This window comes from Bradyrhizobium sp. S3.12.5 (assembly GCF_040548225.1).
GTDB lineage: Bacteria > Pseudomonadota > Alphaproteobacteria > Rhizobiales > Xanthobacteraceae > Bradyrhizobium > Bradyrhizobium cytisi.
Window position 1 is genome coordinate 63082 of record NZ_JBEPRF010000004.1, and the last position, 15151, is coordinate 78232.

The 15151-nt window shown below is 61.1% G+C and carries 16 protein-coding genes; 11 read left to right on the forward strand and 5 right to left on the reverse strand.

The genetic code is table 11. The annotated features are described in order from the left end of the window. Positions 1 to 179 precede the first annotated feature (179 nt). Positions 180 to 935 (forward strand): outer membrane protein, encoded by a 756-nt coding sequence (locus ABIC09_RS06280; RefSeq protein ID WP_354108727.1) that lies wholly within the window; start codon positions 180 to 182, stop codon positions 933 to 935. 732 nt (positions 936 to 1667) lie between these two features. On the opposite strand, the gene ABIC09_RS06295 is transcribed toward ABIC09_RS06280, so the two are convergent. After that, positions 1668 to 2201 (reverse strand): GNAT family N-acetyltransferase, encoded by a 534-nt coding sequence (locus tag ABIC09_RS06295; protein ID WP_354108925.1) that lies wholly within the window; start codon positions 2199 to 2201, stop codon positions 1668 to 1670. Between the two features lie 222 nt (positions 2202 to 2423). Between ABIC09_RS06295 and ABIC09_RS06300 the strand changes: the two genes are divergently transcribed. The 6 genes from ABIC09_RS06300 (at position 2424) to fabI (ending at position 9735) form a co-directional block, all read left to right on the forward strand. Beyond that, positions 2424 to 3269: an HD domain-containing protein gene (locus tag ABIC09_RS06300; RefSeq protein WP_354108728.1), complete on the forward strand. Its 846-nt coding sequence runs from the start codon at positions 2424 to 2426 to the stop codon at positions 3267 to 3269. Between the two features lie 66 nt (positions 3270 to 3335). Next, positions 3336 to 4451 carry an AI-2E family transporter gene (locus tag ABIC09_RS06305; RefSeq protein WP_354108926.1) on the forward strand — a complete coding sequence of 372 codons (1116 nt, stop codon included), beginning with the start codon at positions 3336 to 3338 and terminating at the stop codon, positions 4449 to 4451. A 70-nt stretch (positions 4452 to 4521) separates the two neighbouring features. Next, entirely contained in the window at positions 4522 to 6744 is a 2223-nt protein-coding gene (locus ABIC09_RS06310) for a DUF3141 domain-containing protein (RefSeq protein WP_354108729.1), read from the forward strand. A gap of 23 nt (positions 6745 to 6767) precedes the next feature. Then, positions 6768 to 7730 carry a phosphate acetyltransferase gene (locus ABIC09_RS06315; RefSeq protein WP_354108730.1) on the forward strand — a complete coding sequence of 321 codons (963 nt, stop codon included), beginning with the start codon at positions 6768 to 6770 and terminating at the stop codon, positions 7728 to 7730. 5 nt (positions 7731 to 7735) lie between these two features. Beyond that, complete coding sequence (locus ABIC09_RS06320; RefSeq protein WP_354108731.1) at positions 7736 to 8950, forward strand: acetate/propionate family kinase; 1215 nt, start codon at positions 7736 to 7738, stop codon at positions 8948 to 8950. Next, entirely contained in the window at positions 8947 to 9735 is a 789-nt protein-coding gene (gene fabI / locus ABIC09_RS06325; RefSeq protein WP_354108732.1) for an enoyl-ACP reductase FabI, read from the forward strand. The genes ABIC09_RS06320 and fabI overlap by 4 nt, the downstream gene beginning before the upstream one ends. A 19-nt stretch (positions 9736 to 9754) precedes the next feature. Here fabI and ABIC09_RS06330 read toward each other — a convergent pair whose 3' ends face one another. Genes ABIC09_RS06330 through ABIC09_RS06340 form a run of 3 tightly spaced genes read right to left on the reverse strand, consistent with a single transcriptional unit; the run spans position 9755 to position 11529 of the window. Next, positions 9755 to 10213: a MaoC family dehydratase gene (locus ABIC09_RS06330; RefSeq protein ID WP_354108733.1), complete on the reverse strand. Its 459-nt coding sequence runs from the start codon at positions 10211 to 10213 to the stop codon at positions 9755 to 9757. A 13-nt stretch (positions 10214 to 10226) separates the two neighbouring features. Continuing rightward, the gene (locus tag ABIC09_RS06335) at positions 10227 to 10877 is read right to left on the reverse strand and encodes a 3-oxoacid CoA-transferase subunit B (RefSeq protein ID WP_354108734.1); all 651 of its coding nucleotides are present in this window, start codon (positions 10875 to 10877) and stop codon (positions 10227 to 10229) included. A gap of 4 nt (positions 10878 to 10881) precedes the next feature. Next, a complete protein-coding gene (locus ABIC09_RS06340; RefSeq protein ID WP_354108735.1) occupies positions 10882 to 11529 on the reverse strand; it encodes a CoA transferase subunit A in 648 nt (215 codons plus the stop codon). Between ABIC09_RS06340 and ABIC09_RS06345 the strand changes: the two genes are divergently transcribed. Together ABIC09_RS06345 and ABIC09_RS06350 are read left to right on the forward strand one after the other, a co-directional pair. Continuing rightward, complete coding sequence (locus tag ABIC09_RS06345) at positions 11471 to 11743, forward strand: hypothetical protein (RefSeq protein ID WP_354108936.1); 273 nt, start codon at positions 11471 to 11473, stop codon at positions 11741 to 11743. The genes ABIC09_RS06340 and ABIC09_RS06345 overlap by 59 nt on opposite strands. A 542-nt stretch (positions 11744 to 12285) precedes the next feature. Next, positions 12286 to 12744, forward strand: coding sequence for a potassium channel family protein (locus ABIC09_RS06350; RefSeq protein WP_354108736.1), 459 nt, complete (start codon positions 12286 to 12288; stop codon positions 12742 to 12744). On the opposite strand, the gene ABIC09_RS06355 is transcribed toward ABIC09_RS06350, so the two are convergent. Further along, complete coding sequence (locus tag ABIC09_RS06355; RefSeq protein WP_354108737.1) at positions 12722 to 13411, reverse strand: helix-turn-helix domain-containing protein; 690 nt, start codon at positions 13409 to 13411, stop codon at positions 12722 to 12724. The genes ABIC09_RS06350 and ABIC09_RS06355 overlap by 23 nt on opposite strands. Positions 13412 to 13777: 366 nt before the next feature. On the opposite strand from ABIC09_RS06355, the gene ABIC09_RS06360 reads away from it, so the two are divergent. Together ABIC09_RS06360 and ABIC09_RS06365 are read left to right on the forward strand one after the other, a co-directional pair. After that, positions 13778 to 14401: a response regulator transcription factor gene (locus tag ABIC09_RS06360; RefSeq protein WP_354108738.1), complete on the forward strand. Its 624-nt coding sequence runs from the start codon at positions 13778 to 13780 to the stop codon at positions 14399 to 14401. A 199-nt stretch (positions 14402 to 14600) separates the two neighbouring features. Next, positions 14601 to 14975 carry a response regulator transcription factor gene (locus ABIC09_RS06365; protein WP_354108739.1) on the forward strand — a complete coding sequence of 125 codons (375 nt, stop codon included), beginning with the start codon at positions 14601 to 14603 and terminating at the stop codon, positions 14973 to 14975. The last annotated feature ends 176 nt before the right edge of the window (positions 14976 to 15151 follow it).

Below are 15151 nucleotides of genomic sequence, written 5' to 3' on the forward strand. Positions count from 1 at the left end.
TTGAGGGCTTCGCCAGCGAGAGAGATCAGCTCGAGTGCGAAATGTCTTGGGTGTTGCCATTTTGGCACGCGGAGATTGCGCCCTCGCCCGTAGAGTTCAGCCGGAAGTTGGGGAATCATTGCATTGCAACAAACCCGCCGTTTCGACCAGTCAGAGGCGGTCGGCAAGGAGAAAGCACGATGAAAAGGCTTCTGCTAACAACCGTTTGTCTGGTGGCATTGGGCGCCGTGGGGCCCGCCATGGCTGCCGATATGGCCGTGAAGGCGCCGCCGCCGGCACCGATTATTCCGATCTACAACTGGACCGGCTTCTATATTGGCGGCAATGGTGGATGGGCGCAGAACCACAACTGCGTGGATTTCCTTGACGCGGCTGGCGTGGCCGTCGCTTCCGGCTGCCGCGATCGATCCGGTGGCGTCATCGGTGGCCAGCTCGGTTATCGCTGGCAAGCCAGCCAGTGGGTGTTTGGTCTGGAAGCTCAGGGCGATTGGGCGGATCTCAGCAACCAGCGCGTCAGCCTCATCGATCCTTCGCTCTCCACTCGCACCAAAACGAGTGCCATCGGCCTCTTCACCGGCCAGATCGGCTACGCTTGGAATGCGTCACTGCTCTACGTGAAGGGCGGCGCGGCGGTGACGGACAACCGCCTCAGCGTTCTTGATACTGCGTCCGGCGCCGAGCTCGCCGCGCAAAGCGCAACCCGCTGGGGTGGCGTCATTGGTGTTGGATTCGAGTATGGCTTCACCCCGAATTGGTCGGTGGGCATCGAATACGATCATTTGTTTATGGGGCACCGGAATAATTCGTTCACGGTCGCTGATCCGCGACTTGCCGCTTTTGTAAACGACCGGATCACGCAGGACGTGGATATGGTCACCTTGCGCTTCAACTACCGATTTGGCTGGGGCAGCAATCCGGTCGTCGCAAGGTACTGACCTCTCCCGGGTCTGACGTCTTCAGGGGGGCCGACAGCAATGCCGGCCCTCATTTTTTGCGGCTTTGTCGCGGCATATGGTCAACGCCTGCCGACGCGGTCGACGGGACCGCCGCGGTTTGTCGGAGTGCCGGGCCTCACCGCTTCTCGTGCGGCAGCGCGCGCGACGGGACGCACTCCCAAGGCAACGCCCGGTCTCGCGACGCAATGCGCGGGGTAGTCCACATACTGGCAGTATACGACGGCATTGGCGCTTTCAGGGCTTGCGAAGACGAACCCGGCCGTCATCAATGCAGCAGCTAGTGCAATGGATGGTTTCATTTTTTGACCTCCCTTGTCTGCAGCCATATTCGAGACTCAGCGCTCTACCCGCGAGTTGATCCAGATCAACGAAGGTGTGAGCGCTTGCGCTCGCGGAACTCGCGCGCTCGATAGGTTTCGAACTCGGATTCGCGGGCCGGAATAATAGCTCCGCCTCGCCTGGTAGCCGTCGTAACCGCCATGGCTGCCGTAGGCGCTGTACGCATTGGGCGGACAATAATCGTAGCCGTATCCTCCGCCGAAAGAGGTGCATCCGCCACCGTAGCAGGGCTATGCACCATAGTAGCCGAGGCTTGCGATGGCGCCGCCGACGACAGCGCCCGCGCCCAAGCCGCGGTAGCCATAGCCTCTATATCCATAACCTCTGTACCCATATTCAGCGCCGCGATAGGTCGTGGGCGGCTCGGGACGATCACACACTCCCTTGCCCGAGACGCCGCACCAGATGGATCGTGTGTGGGTCGTGACGCGCGGCCGGCCTGAACCCGAACTTGCCGAATACCGCCAGCATTGACCCGTTCTCGGGCAGGACTTCCGCCGTGAGCTCGTGCAATCCCGCGTCGGTGGCAATCCTGCCGAGATGATCCATCAGGATGGAGCCGACGCCTCGTCCCTGCCAGGCATCGATGACGACGAAAGCCATCTCGGCCCGCCCAGGCTCGAACACGATGTATCGCCCGCCGCCAACGATGATTTGCCGGTCTGCTTGGGCGGCCAGCACCACGAGTGCGACGTGATCCCTGAAGTCGACGCCCATGAAGAAGACGCGCTCCTTGTCGGAGAAATGGCGCTTCATTGCGAAGAACCGGCGCTGCAACGACTGCGCACTTGTCTGGTCTAGCGCGGTGAGCATGTCGGCCTCGTCCGCAGGCCGCAGCGCCCGGATTTCGACCGGGGTGCCGTCCCGCAGGTGCTCTGGGGCGCTGTATTTGGCGGCGTCCAACACGAGCGCTTTCTGGTTCGGAAGGCCGGACAATGCAATCGCCCGAGCTTGGCCCATGAGCCGCCCGGCTGGCTGCGGTCGCTTGATCTGTATCAAGGGCGCGGCGCGAGAGTGGCAACTATGCTCGTTGATCGCGCAGTGCACCATGACTCACGCAGAAGGGAATCGCGGAGAGTCGCGGGCTTGGTCTGCATATCGTCCACAGTACCGTAGTGGAGCGGCCTGATGATCACGGTCCCGGAACTGGTGTCGCAAGCCCTGGGCGCATTTCTGACAACAGAAACCAAAGACCGGTTTGGCGCCTCGCATGCCGGCCTGACCGAACTGCTTCCGTTCGCAGCCAAGCTCACCATGGAGTGCATCGGCAATAGCGATGCCCTGTATCACAACATCGAGCATACGTTGCTCGTGACGCTTGCCGGACACGATATTCTGACGGGACGTGCGTTGCTGCGGCCCACCACGGCAAACGACTATGCGAATTTCATCCTGGCGTGCCTTGCCCACGACATCGGATATGTGCGCGGCGTCGTTCAAGGCGATGAAGACGAGCTGTTCATTGCAGACGTGAACGGCGGCACGGTTCGTCTGCCGCGTGGATCGTCCGATGCGGCTCTCGCGCCATACCATGTCGATCGGTCGAAACTGTTCGTGCTGGAGCGGTTGGATTCTGTCGAGCAGCTGGATGCGGACCGGGTAGCTCGGGCGATCGAATATACCCGATTTCCTTATACGATGTCCTCCAATGATAGCCTCATCGAAGAGGAAGGATTGCTGTTGCGGGCCGCCGATCTCATCGGCCAGCTCGGCGATCCCAACTATCTGAAGAAGTCGAACGCGCTATTCTACGAATTCGAAGAGATCAGACTCAACAAGACCTTGGGCTACGCGACGCCGGCGGACATCGTCTACAAATATCCGCAATTCTACTGGAGCAACGTCGCCCCTCAAATCCAGCAGGCGATACGCTATCTCAACGTGACGTCCCGCGGCCGGCAATGGATAGCGAGTCTCTACGGTAACGTGTTTAGAGCCGAGCGTGAGCTGAACCTGTCCGGACCTCAGCCTTAGAAGAGCCGCCGCTGCTTGATCTGGATCAAGCCTGCTGAGCGAGAGCAGGGGCTAGTTCGCCACAGCATGCGCGGCATGACTGAAGGCGCGTCCGTGAAAACACTCCGCCAGATCTTCTCCGGAGACGAGATCGTCCAGCTTCTAATCCGGCTCGGATTGCTGGGGATGTTGCTCGTCTGGGCGCTACTCCTGATCCGTCCATTCGTGCCCATATTGGCCTGGAGTGTTGTACTCGCCGCCGCGCTGAACCCGGTATTTCGGTGTCTTAGTGACCTTCTCGGTGGACGACCGAAGCTTGCAGCGACGATCCTCACTCTCGTCAATCTCGCGGTCGTGATCGGACCCGCGACGTGGCTAGGCATGGGCGCGGTCGACGGGATTACAGAAATTGCCGCACAAATGACGGCTGGTGAACTGCATGTTCCCTCGCCGCCGCAGCCACTTAAGGAGTGGCCCATCGTGGGGCCTCAGCTCTTCGATTTCTGGGATCAGGCGACGACCAATCTCCGTTCGCTCTTGCGCGCCGTCGTGCCCTACCTGAAGCCGTTCGCGGCCACCTTGCTTGGATTTGCCGGCAATGCTGGCGTTGGAACGGTCAAGTTTCTGCTGTCGGTGGCGGTAGCCGGGGTGCTGTTTCCGTATGGACCTCAGCTCGTGGCGGCTGGGCGCAGCTTTCTGTCGCGCATCGTGCCGGACCAGAGCGAGCACTTTCTGGACTTGGCGGGGGCTACCATCCGCGCGGTGGCCCAAGGCGTGATCGGCGTCGCCATCATCCAAGCTTTGCTGGCCGGTATCGGTTTCAAGTTGGCCGGCATTGCCAGCGCGGGCCTTCTGGCGTTCGCGGTGCTGTTGCTGTCCATCGTGCAGATCGGCGGAACGATCGTCATCCTGCCGGTCATCATCTGGATCTGGACGGACAAGGAATTTCCGATCGCGCTGCTGCTGACGGTGTTTCTCGTGATCGTATCGGTGCTCGATAACATCCTGAAACCGCTCGTCATGGGGCGGGGCCTGACCACGCCGGCGCTCGTCATTCTGATCGGGGTGATCGGGGGAACTCTCTATCACGGCATACTTGGTCTCTTCATCGGACCTATCATTCTGTCTGTAGTCTGGGAGCTGACGGTGGCTTGGATCCGCACGGAAAATGCTGTGCCGGTGCAACTGGCGGTCAAGCGTTGACCTATATCAACGCCGCCAGGTGCAGCGGGCTTTGGATGGATCGATACGACGATAAGGCCGGAGAACGCCGATGGAAATGTCTGTATTGCCCGGTGGCCCGATGTCCGGACTCGTCGCCTCGGCGGTCGAATACATGGTGGATGCAGGACAACGGAGCATTCTGTTCCTCGATGTGATGCGCCGGCGCGGCGATCAGTATCGGGAGCACGTCGCCCAAACCGCTCCTCACGTCTTGCAATATGCCGCCGAGTTGATCATCGATGGCCGCCAGTTAACCGAACCCGTCAATTACGCGCTTGTCCGCATCATCCCGCCAGCGGGCGTGGAGATTGATCCTGGGCGGCGGCCGTTCATCGTGATTGATCCGCGCGCCGGACACGGTCCGGGCATCGGTGGATTCAAGGCCGACAGCGAGATCGGCGTCGCGATGAAGGCAGGGCATCCCTGCTACTTCGTCGGCTTCCTGCCGGAGCCGATGCCGGGACAGACGATCGAGCGTATCGCGCGCGCCGAAGCCAAGTTCATCGAGAAGGTCATCAGCCGTCATCCAGACGCCGACGGCAAGCCCTGCGTGATCGGCAATTGCCAGGCCGGTTGGGCCGTCATGATCCTGGCGTCTCTGCGGCCTGAGCTGTTCGGGCCGCTGATCATCGCCGGCGCGCCGCTCGCCTATTGGGCGGGCGTGCATGGCAAATATCCGATGCGTTATTCGGGCGGCCTGCTTGGTGGAAGTTGGCTGACGGCGCTCGTCAGCGATCTAGGCGCCGGCAAGTTCGACGGCGCCTGGCTGGTGCAGAACTTCGAGGGCCAGAATCCTTCGAATACGCTCTGGACCAAGCAGTACAACGTCTATTCGAAAGTCGACACCGAGGCCGAGCGTTACCTCGACTTCGAACGCTGGTGGGGTGGACACGTCAACCTTAACGCCGAGGAGATCCAGTTCATCGTCGATGAGCTCTTTGTCGGCAATAACCTTGCCTCCGGCAACATCAAGATGTCTGACGGCGAGCAGGTGGACTTGCGCAACATCAGATCGCCGATCGTGGTGTTCTGCTCGAAGGGCGATAACGTCACGCCGCCGCAGCAGGCGCTGGGCTGGATCCTCGATTGCTACACCGACGTTGACGACATCAGGGCCTATGGGCAGACGATCGTTTACACGGTTCACGAAAGCATCGGCCATCTCGGCATCTTCGTCTCCGGGGGCGTTGCCAAGAAGGAGCATGCCGAATTCTCCAGCAATATCGACCTGATTGATGTACTGCCGCCGGGGCTCTATGAGGCAACTTTCGAGGCCAAGGACGCCGACACCACGCATGCTGACCTGGCCGTCGGCCAATGGGTGATGCGCTGTGAGGCCCGGACGCTCGACGATATCCGCGCCATGGGCGGCAATTCGCCCGAGGACGAGCGGCGCTTTGTCGCGGCCAAGCGCGTCTCGGAGCTTAATCTCGCCGCTTATCGAAAGTTCGTGCAGCCCTGGATCAAGAGCATGGTGGCGCCGCAGACGGCGGAGCTGATGCGCAATCTGCACCCGCTGCGGACTCAGTATGAGGCGTTCAGCAGTCAGAATCCGTGGATGACGGCGGTGAAGTCGGTGGCGGAAGGCTTGGAAGAGAACCGCAAGCCGGTTTCGAAGGACAATCCCTTCTTGGCAATACAGGAGCAGCTCTCCAAACAGATCGTTCATTTCCTCGACAGCTGGCGCGATTCGCAGGAAGCGCTGAGCGAGGCGATCTTCCTCAACGTCTATGGCTCGCCTGCGCTCCAGGCCGCGCTCGGTATAGATCCGAAGGTCGAACCTTTGCGTCCGCGCGAGATGCCCGCCGATCATCGTGCCATGCTCGAGAAGCGGATCGCCGAGCTCAGATCCCGGATCGACGAAGGCGGGCTGCGCGAAGCGGCGCTTCGCGCCCTGCTTTATGTCGGTTCGGCGAGAGGAATGGTCGACGAGCGTAGCATTGAGGCGCTGCGTCTGGTCCGCCGTGACTACGCCGGAGCGCGATTGACACTGCCCGAATTCAAGATGCTGGTGCGCGAGCAGTTCTTCATGCTGCTGCTCGATCGCGAGGCGGCCCTGGCCGCGATCCCGAAGCTGCTGCCTGACGATGTCAATCAACGCCGTGCGACCTTCGCGGCGGTGGGCGAGGTGTTGTCCGCCAGCGAGGAAATCACGGGCGAGCGCGCGAACCGCCTGCAACAGATCGCAGCATTGTTCGGCCTTGAAGCTGGCGAGCAGCCGGGGAGGGCGTCGAATATCGCCCCTTTCGATCCCAAAGCGAAGGCGTCGTAAAACTGGTTGGAAGGAGCAGCCTCATGACAGCCGATGCCACGCAGACACAGCCCCTGAGCAAATACGACCGCCTGATCGCGGCCGCCAGGGCTGTGCCGCCTACCCCGACCATCGTCGTGCATCCTTGTGACGAGACATCACTGCGCGGAGCCGTCGAAAGCGCACAGGCTGGCATTATCCGTCCGATCCTGGTCGGGCCCGACAAAAAGATCCGGGATACGGCCGCCAGGCACGGTCTTGACGTTGGCGCGTTCGAGATCGTCGATACCGCGCATAGCGACGAATCTGCCACTCGGGGCGTCGAGCTGATCCACGCAGGCAAGGGCGAGCTGCTGATGAAGGGCAGCCTGCACACGGACGAGCTGATGCGCGCCGTCACTGCCAAGGCCGGCGGCCTGCGCACCGACCGGCGCATCAGCCATGTCTTCGTGATGGACGTGCCGGCCTATGCCGAGACCATCTTCGTGACGGATGCGGCCATCAACATCTTCCCGGATCTCGACGCCAAACGTGACGTCATTCAGAACGCGATCGATCTCTATGTGCAAGCCGGCTTCGGCAAATCGCCGCGTGTAGCGATCCTGTCGGCGGTTGAAACCGTCACGTCCAAGATTCCGTCGACGATCGAGGCCGCGGCACTCTGCAAGATGGCGGACCGGGGCCAGATCACCGGCGGGGTACTTGATGGGCCGCTCGCGTTCGACAACGCCATCGACGAGGAGGCGGCGCGGATCAAGGGGATTAAGTCCGAAGTCGCCGGCCGGGCGCAGATCCTGGTGGTTCCCGACCTCGAATCCGGCAATATGCTGGCGAAGAATCTCGCTTATTTCGCCAAGGCTGACGGCGCGGGCGTCGTGCTCGGAGCCCGGGTGCCGGTCGTTCTGACGTCGCGTGCGGATTCGCCGCGCGCACGGATGGCTTCCTGCGCGGTTGCAGCCCTGTATGCCCATGCACGGCGCCAGCATGCTCCCACGATCGCCGCGTGAGCGCCATGGACACGATCCTTGTCGTCAATGCGGGCTCATCAAGCGTCAAGTTCCGGATTTATTCGATCGAGAACGAAGGAATGCTGCGGCAACAGCTCAAGGGGCAGATCGACGGCATCGGCAGCCGTCCCCGCCTGCGGGCCAGCGGAGCCGACAGTGATCCGCTTGCCGATCGAGCCTATCCGATCGATGGCGTGCCGGACGTTTCGGCTGCGATGGAGGTCGCCGGCGCGTGGTTGCGGGACGAGCTTCGCATCCAACCTATCGCAGTCGGTCATCGCGTCGTTCATGGCGGGCCGGACTACGACCGCCCGATCCAGGTCGATCATGGTGTTGTGACCCGGCTGGAACGATTTATCGCGCTGGCGCCGCTGCATCAGCCACACAATCTGGCGCCGATTCGCTCGATCCTCAACAATTTCCCGGCGCTGCCGCAGGTCGCGTGTTTCGACACCGCATTTCACCGCACACATAGCGCGGTCGCCGACCATTATGCGATTCCGCATGGTCTTCATGCCGAAGGCGTGCGTCGCTATGGCTTTCACGGCCTGTCGTACGAATACATCGCGAGAACCTTATCGAAGATCGCGCCGGAGATTGCGAAGGGACGGGTCATCGTCGCTCATCTCGGGAGCGGCGCGTCGATGTGCGCGCTCAGCGGCGGGCGAAGCATCGAAAGCACTATGGGCTTCACCGCCCTCGATGGCCTCCCCATGGGAACGCGCCCTGGTCAGATCGACCCGGGCGTCGTGCTCTACCTGATCTCCGAGAAAGGGATGTCGGCATCTAATGTTCAGAATTTCCTATACCGTGATTGCGGCCTGAAGGGACTATCCGGCATCAGCAACGACATGCGCGAACTCGAGGCCAGCGGCAGTCTCGACGCCAAACTGGCGATCGACTACTTCGTCTACCGAACCGGGCTCAACGCCGGAATGCTCGCAGCAGCATTGCAAGGCGTTGATGCGTTCGTCTTCACAGCCGGCATTGGCGAGAACTCCGCCACCCTCCGTGCACGCGTAGCCGAGCAACTCGGATGGCTTGGAGTTTCGCTCGATCAGGCCGAGAATGCCCGTCATTCGCGGCTGATATCGGGGCCAAACAGCCTGATTCCGGTTTACGTCGTGCCGACCGACGAGGAATTGATGATAGCGCAGCACACGCTGTCGCTGCTGATGAACAGGCCAGCCACCAGTGCGAGACAGGAGAGGGCGTCATGATTCCCGTGTTTCCTGATACCAAGGTTGCTCTGAAGGGCAAAAAAGGCGTTGTTGTGGGTATCGCCAACGACCAGTCGATCGCGTGGGGATGCGCCAAGGCCTTTCGCGCCCTCGGTGCCGATCTTGCCGTCACATACCTGAACGAGCGTGCGAAGAAGCACGTCGAGCCGCTCGCGCAGGCGCTTGAGGCTCCCATCTTCATGCCGCTCGACGTCATGATGGAGGGGCAGACCGAAGAAGCGTTCGCACGGATCGAGAAGGAGTGGGGACAGCTCGACTTCCTGCTGCACTCGATCGCCTTCTCTCCGAAGGAAGCCTTGCACGGGCGCGTTGTGGACGTCGGTCGCGACGGCTTCCTGAAGACGATGGAGGTCTCATGCTGGTCGTTCATGCACATGGCTCATCTGGCCGAGCCGCTGATGAAGAACGGAGGCACCATGTTTACCATGACCTACTACGGCAGCCAGATGGTGGTCGAGAATTACAACGTGATGGGCGTGGCGAAGGCCGCGCTCGAAGCGTCGGTGCGCTACATCGCGGCCGAGCTGGGGCCGAAAGGGATCCGCGTGCATGCGATCTCGCCTGGTCCGCTCGCCACACGCGCGGCCTCAGGCATTCCGGAGTTCGACGAGCTGATGGACAGGGCGCAATCGAAGGCACCGTCGCGCAGCCTTGTCAGCATCGACGATGTCGGGAACGCCACTGCGTTCCTAGCGCTCGACGGCGCCAAGCTCCTCACGGGCAGCGTTCTCTATGTCGACGGCGGTTATCACATTATCGATTGAGGAGAGACCGGCGCGTTGCTCAGCGATAGTGCAGGGCGATCAGCTCGGCGATGCAAGCCGGCCGTTTGCCGCCTTCGATCTCGATCACGAGATGATAGTTCACGCGCAGGCCGTCGGGAGGCACGTCCTCCGTCTCAGAAACGGTGACGCGGCCGCGCAGCTTCGAGCCCGCCGGGACCGGCGCAAGGTACCTGATCCTGTCCGCGCCGTAGTTCAGGGTGTTGCGCAGCCCCTTCAGCTCCATCACCGAGCGGATGAACATGGGCGCCAGCGCCAACGACAACAGCCCGTGGGCGATGGTGGTGCCGCCGGGCATCTCTTTCCGTGCGCGCTCCTGGTCGACATGGATCCATTGCTCATCGCACGTTGCTTCCGCAAATCTGTTGATCCGATCTTGCGAGATCTCGATCCAGTCGCTGGCACCAATCTCGGTGCCGACGGCGGATCTGATCTCGTCGAAATCGCCAAATATCCGCATGTCCATCACTTGGTCAGATCATCATTTCCGGGACATGGTCAGGAACGACGAGTTCGGCGTCCGTCACCGCCATGACTTCGCCGATCGTGACGCCCGGCGCGGTCTCAAGCAGCGTCGCCTTGCCGCCCGCAAAGCCGATCACTGCCATGTCGGTGACGACCAGGTTCACGGGCCGCACCGAGGTAAGCGGCAAGGTACATTTCGGGACGATCTTCGACTTGCCCTTTGCCGCATGCTGCATGGCGACGATGACGCGCTTGGCGCCGCTGACGAGGTCCATCGCGCCGCCCATGCCTGGCACCATCTTGCCCGGAATCGTCCAGTTGGCGAGATGGCCGAATGCATCGACCTGGAGACCTCCAAGCACGGTAACATCGACATGGCCGCCGCGAATCAATCCGAATGACATTGCGCTGTCGAAGGTCGAAGCGCCGGGTAGAGCAGTGATCGGGCGTCCGCCTGCGTCCGTCAGCGTCGGATGTGCCAAGCCCTGCTCGGGGATCGGCCCGGTGCCGATCAGGCCGTTTTCCGACTGGAAGAACACCTTCAGGCCGGCCAGAACGTAGTTTGCGACGAGCGTAGGGATACCGATGCCGAGATTGACGAGGTCGCCGCTCCGGAGCTCCTTGGCCACGCGCCGAGCGATCAGGGTCTGCGGATCCATGACGTCACCCGTTCGTAATGAGGTAGTCGACGAGCGGTGCCGGCGTTATGACGTGATCCGGCGCGATCACACCGACGGGCACGATGTTCTCCGCTGTGACGATCACGGTATCGGCGGCCATCGCCATGACGGGATTGAAGTTCCGCGAAGTCAGTGCGTAGGCGAGGTTACCGAGGTAGTCGGCCAGGAAGGCGTGCACCAGCGCGAACTGCGCGCGCAGGGCCGTCTCCAGCAGGAACGACCTGCCGTCGATTTCGATCTCACGCTTACCTTCCGCAACCAGCGTACCGACGCCGGTCGGAGTCAGAACGCCGCCCAGGCCGCATCCGCCGGCGCGAATGCGCTCGACGAATGTTCCCTGAGGAATGAGATCGACAGCGATCGTGTTGGCCAGCATCTGCTGCTGCGCCGTTGGGTTGAGGCCGATATGCGTTGCGGTCAACCGCGAGACCTGCGCGGTGTCGAACAGTTTGCCGACGCCTTTGCCGGGGATGGCTGCGTCATTACAGATCAACGACAGGCCCGTCTTCTTCTGCCGCACCAGTTCGTCGAGCAGGCGCTCCGGTGTCCCGACGCCCATGAACCCGCCGACCATGACGCTCGCGCCTGAGGGGATCATCGCAATGGCTTCTTCGACGGAAACGGCCTTCATGGTCGGCACTCCGCTCACTCGTCAATCTGATGTTGGAGATCGAACGGCACAATCCTTTGATCTGCGTCAAGGTTCGAGGCATGTCATCCCGAAGAAAGTGCAATCATTAGCTTACAGCTCGCAAGGAATGCCCAGCGCCGACGTCGCGCGTCCTCATGCGGAAGCCTCGCTGAATTTGCGTCAGATCAAGCTCGCTCCTGCGGCACCCGCCTGACCTTCGTTAACGGACGACGGAGGCAGGCCAAACGAAATTGGCGTTATGTTGATATCGATCAACGGAAGACCGCCGCGGCGAGTTCACGGTTACGGGTCTCTACAGGAGAGACCAACATGACAAGAACTGCCAAGTGTCTTGGACTGATCGTGACTGCGGCGCTCTTGACTGCAACTCCGTTGTCGCCCAACTACTCGGCGGCGAAAATTCTGTCTGTATCCCTTGATCGTGCTGAAGCGCGAGTCGGGCGGCCCCTTACCCCGGGGAGTGTTGCCGGCGTCAACCGCCGGGTGCATCGGCGTGCCTACTATGGCGCGGCCGCGGTGGGGGCCGGCGCGGCTTATGGTGCGTATCGCTATCGCAGGGCCTGCGGATACTATCCTTATCCTCCCTGCTATTGAGGTTCGCATTTTGCTTGTCACTGCTTGAAGCAGCGCCGAGTCTCAAGGCGGCGATCGGAGCGTTTACGCCGAAGAATTGAGCTATGCTGTCATCGCCGGAGGCGCGCGCCTCTTGCCGGTCCGATGGAACGAGAGCACGCGATGGCAGTCCAATTCCTGCTCGGCACCTTCGTCAGCGTGATCAACATCATGATTCATGCGCTCGTGACCGTTGCGGCGATCGACATTGCCCGCGGCGCCGGATTGAGGCACACGACGCGGCCCCGATCGCACCTGATGGCCGTGATGGTCACGACTGCCGTCATTTTAATGGTTGCACATACTGTCGAGGTTCTCATCTGGGCGCTGGCCTACGCCGCGGTCGGCGCGGCGCCTAACGGAAGCGATTTGCTGTACTTCACCTTCGTGAACTACACCACGCTCGGCTATGGCGATGTCACTCCCGTGGAGAGCTGGCGCCTGACGGGACCGATGACCGCGATGAACGGCATTCTGATGTTCGGCTGGTCGACAGCCGTCCTGTTCGAGGTGCTCCGCAAGACGCTCGAACATCTCGCCGCGATCAAGGCGTCCGGGTTCAGTTCTGGAGATCGAGACTAGCGAGCTGCTGCCGGTCCAACAGGACGATCTGGCGCTGATTGTTGCCAATGAAGCCGAGAACGCCGAGCTCATGCAGCCGCGACAGCGCGCGGGACACGGTCTCCAGGGTCAGTCCAAGATAGTCCGCAATATCGCGCCGCGACATCGGCAGCGCCATGATGCCGGCAGCCGTCAACCGCCTGTCCATCTCGATCAGGAATGCCGCGACCCGCTCGAGCGACGTCTTGCGTCCGAGCAACAGCATGTGGTCCTCTGCGTGCTGAAGGTTGCTGGTGGTCATGCTGAGCAGGTTTCGGGCAACCATGGCATCGCCTTTGGCTACGAGTTCGAGGCTCCGCCGCGTGACGAGGCGAACCGTGGTGTCGACGATCGCCTCGGTGGTGAATCTGTGCTCGCTACCGTTCTCCAGCCCGAAGATGTCGCCAACCAGGTGAAACGCGCCGATCTGGCGACGGCCATCGGACAGCAGCTTGTAGCTTCGCACAGCGCCCAGCTTGACTTGGTAGACGTAGTCTGCCGGTTCCTTTTCGCCGTAGATCTCGTTGCCCTTTTTGTAGGTAAATTCATTTAAACTGATGATCGGATTTGAAGCGGTATTCAACCCGAGCTCGCGGAGTGAATGAAGCGGCGACGAAGTGGAAGCGTCGGCAGCGTTACGAACGAACATGGCCAACTCCCGAACTGATGATGACGCAATAGCCCGCCAGAAGATTTTTTCATCGTGGGGGGAACCGCCGATATCCCCAATTCTCGCAAAGGTTGTTTACGGCGAAATCAGCATAAGCGTCTATTGTCTCAAGGTTCACTGTACCAAAGGACAGGGCGGCAATTTGCTGCGCGGAATGAGATGCGTGTCATAGGGGTTGCCCCTTCTCGCTGAGTATAGTCAGATCGGGAATATTCGGCATAATAATGCCGTTCGGCATATTGTACTGCGGCTTTGCGGCGCGGCGGTTGGCTGCCTTGGGGTTGCCTTGGTCAAGTCTTCGCGATCTCGTAGTCTGTCTGCGTTGAGTGGCTCGAGAGGGGACAGGTGCCAGGCCTTGTTTACGTCGTGGACGACGACGAATCGTTTCGGACGGCAATCGAGCGCTGGCTCAAGCTTGCCGGCTATGAGGTCGTGTCATACTGGTCGGCACAGCAATTGCTGGACGATCTGCCGGGTGCTGACAAACCGGCGTGCATCCTGCTCGACGTCCAGATCCCGGGACTGAGCGGGCCTGAACTGCAGGCGCGCCTCGTCGAACGCGGCTCGACGCTTCCAATTGTGTTCCTCACCGGGCATGCCGATACGGCGACGACTGTGCGCGCCATCAAGGCCGGCGCGGAGGATTTTCTGACCAAGCCGGTATCGTCGGAGCAATTGATCGACGCGATCGAACGCGCATTGGTTCGCCGCGAGACTTTGCGCGGCGAACAGAGCAGGCTCGACTCGCTGCGTGCCCTTCTGACGTCATTGACGCCCCGCGAACGGCAGGTTTTCGATCTGATCGTGCGCGGCAAGATCAACAGGCAAATCGCCTATGAGCTTGGAACCACCGAACGCACGGTGAAGGCACATCGCCACCAAGTGATGACAAAGATGCAGGTACTATCGTTCGCCGAATTGGTTTCCGTTGCCGAGCGCCTCGGCCTTCTTGGGTCGGGAAAGGCGTGAATGGCGAGCTGGCTTTCGTACGCCATCGTCGGGTTCACCGTAAGACCTGTACGATAGGACAATATGAAAGTTTATTGACAGAATCTGGCAAAGACTGCCTACATGCCGGTGTCGTTAGCTGTCGGCTTTGCGCAGGAACATTTGCCCCGCATCATCGTTGCGACACACGTGCAGAACCTCCAATGAGAAAGCCAGCCCGTTGCTCGCACGTAGGTCAATTTACGTCGTGGATGATGATTCATCGATGCGCCGAAGTCTGGAGAGGTTGCTTCGGAAACACGGCTTCGATCCGGTTGCTTTCGATTCTGCCGGAGCGTTCCTTCGCCATGGCTGCCTCGAAGAGGCGTGTTGCATCGTTCTGGATATCAATCTGAACGGAGAGTCGGGCATCGCTCTCCGCCGCAGGCTGGCAAGCGATGGTGCTACCGTCCCCGTCATCTACATCACCGGCAACGACTGTCAGGCGAACCACGCGGCCGCGATCGAGTCCGGGTGTGCCGCCTACCTCACCAAGCCCTTCGCGGCAAGTGCTCTCATCGACTCGGTTGAACGCGCCTGTGCGAAGGACGGCTGATCCTGTCTCGCGTGCTCACTCGTCGATGTCCTGCTCCAGGGTTTGTGCCGGCGCGCCGTTGTGAACCGAGGCGAACTGCGTCAGCGGCAACGATGTCGTCAGGGCCAGCAGGTTGGAATCGATGACCTCGAGCACCAAAGTCCTGCCGGATTCCATATCCTTGAACCTGGGATCGG

Bases quoted from the DNA above. Each gene is read 5' to 3' on its own strand.
- ABIC09_RS06280 (WP_354108727.1), top strand. From the start codon at position 180: ATGAAAAGGCTTCTGCTAACAACCGTTTGTCTGGTGGCATTGGGCGCC.
- ABIC09_RS06300 (WP_354108728.1), top strand. From the start codon at position 2,424: ATGATCACGGTCCCGGAACTGGTGTCGCAAGCCCTGGGCGCATTTCTG.
- ABIC09_RS06305 (WP_354108926.1), top strand. From the start codon at position 3,336: ATGCGCGGCATGACTGAAGGCGCGTCCGTGAAAACACTCCGCCAGATC.
- ABIC09_RS06310 (WP_354108729.1), top strand. From the start codon at position 4,522: ATGGAAATGTCTGTATTGCCCGGTGGCCCGATGTCCGGACTCGTCGCC.
- ABIC09_RS06315 (WP_354108730.1), top strand. From the start codon at position 6,768: ATGACAGCCGATGCCACGCAGACACAGCCCCTGAGCAAATACGACCGC.
- ABIC09_RS06320 (WP_354108731.1), top strand. From the start codon at position 7,736: ATGGACACGATCCTTGTCGTCAATGCGGGCTCATCAAGCGTCAAGTTC.
- fabI (WP_354108732.1), top strand. From the start codon at position 8,947: ATGATTCCCGTGTTTCCTGATACCAAGGTTGCTCTGAAGGGCAAAAAA.
- ABIC09_RS06330 (WP_354108733.1), bottom strand. From the start codon at position 10,213: ATGCGGATATTTGGCGATTTCGACGAGATCAGATCCGCCGTCGGCACC.
- ABIC09_RS06335 (WP_354108734.1), bottom strand. From the start codon at position 10,877: ATGGATCCGCAGACCCTGATCGCTCGGCGCGTGGCCAAGGAGCTCCGG.
- ABIC09_RS06345 (WP_354108936.1), top strand. From the start codon at position 11,471: ATGACGCTCGCGCCTGAGGGGATCATCGCAATGGCTTCTTCGACGGAA.
- ABIC09_RS06340 (WP_354108735.1), bottom strand. From the start codon at position 11,529: ATGAAGGCCGTTTCCGTCGAAGAAGCCATTGCGATGATCCCCTCAGGC.
- ABIC09_RS06350 (WP_354108736.1), top strand. From the start codon at position 12,286: ATGGCAGTCCAATTCCTGCTCGGCACCTTCGTCAGCGTGATCAACATC.
- ABIC09_RS06355 (WP_354108737.1), bottom strand. From the start codon at position 13,411: ATGTTCGTTCGTAACGCTGCCGACGCTTCCACTTCGTCGCCGCTTCAT.